Genomic DNA, 1,285 nt, shown 5'->3' with positions numbered 1-1,285 from the left:
GGCTCTATATGATTTGTAGTGGGTAACTGAAACAAAAGTCAAGAAAGTCTTAAATTTGTTTGATGAACAGCAACCAGATTTTTGAGATGGCGCTTGGCTTGGAGAAGCCTTGGCAGATAAAAGAAATAGTAATGACTAAACCTGATGGAGTAAATCAAGGTCAGATAGATATTCATATTGATTTTGAAAGGGGACACAAATTCCATGGAGGTAAGACCCACGATACTGTTGAAAGAACATGGCAACATCTCAATTTTTTTCAGCATAAATGTTTTTTGCATGCAAGGGTTCCAAGAATACAAACAGCGGATGGCAAAACTGAGACCGTTAAGGTTCCATGGGCGCGTCCTGGCAGTGGTTTTACGCTAATGTTTGAGGCTTACAGTATGCTGCTCATTGAGTCTGAAATGCCTGTAACCAAAGCAGCTGACATTATGGATGTATACCCCCAACGCATATGGAACGTGTTTTCATATTGGATCAACAAGGCCCATAAGTCTGCAGATCATTCAGGAATTGAGATATTGGGAATAGACGAAACATCCTCCAAGAAAGGCCATTCTTACGTTACTGTAGCTGTTGATATGGACGAACGGAAAGTAGTCTATGCAGTGCCTGGAAAAGGTGCGGATACAATTGACAAAGTTGCTAAACATCTTGAAAATAAGGGCTGTAAAAGAGAACAGATAAGACAAACCTGTATAGACATGTCACCTGCATTCGTATCAGGAATTCTACATAACTTCAAGGATGCTTCGATTACTTTTGATAAATTCCACATTGTCAAATTCATCAATGAGGCTATGGATAAAGTTCGAAAACTTGAGCGAAAGGAGTTTGCTATGTTGAAGGGATATAAATATACATTCCTGAAAAATAACCGAAACCTAAGTGAAAGTGCCAAAGAAGATAAATACAATATTCTGATGCTGATGCCAAACTTGGCAAATGCTTACAGATTAAAGGAGCTATTCAATGAATTCTGGACTTTTAAGGATAAAGAAGAGGCAACAGCTTATCTAGCATATTGGTGTGACCTTGTGAAAGAATCCGGAATCTTTCCATTTATTGATGCTGTAAAGACAATTCAAGCACATTGGTTCGGGATCATAACCTATACAGAAACCAATTTGACAAACGGCATACTCGAGGGTATTAATTCAAAAATCCAATTGGCAAAAAAAAGAGCAAGAGGTTATAGGAATATCTCCAACTTTATCAACATGATTTACTTCATCTCTGGAAAACTCAAATTCGACTACCCACTATATTCCACCTAGAGCCT

1 protein-coding gene is annotated in these 1,285 nt (G+C 38.2%); it reads left to right on the top strand.

Going from position 1 to position 1,285, the window contains the following annotated elements:
- The first annotated feature begins 62 nt into the window (after positions 1-62).
- Positions 63-1,280 (top strand): ISL3 family transposase, encoded by a 1,218-nt coding sequence (locus CHB66_RS16760; RefSeq protein ID WP_089242557.1) that lies wholly within the window; start codon positions 63-65, stop codon positions 1,278-1,280.
- The last annotated feature ends 5 nt before the right edge of the window (positions 1,281-1,285 follow it).

The organism is Belliella buryatensis, from assembly GCF_900188245.1.
In the GTDB taxonomy this organism is placed as follows: Bacteria; Bacteroidota; Bacteroidia; order Cytophagales; family Cyclobacteriaceae; genus Belliella; species Belliella buryatensis.
Note: the sequence above shows the minus strand (reverse complement) of the source record. Positions and strands in the feature narration are given on the sequence as shown.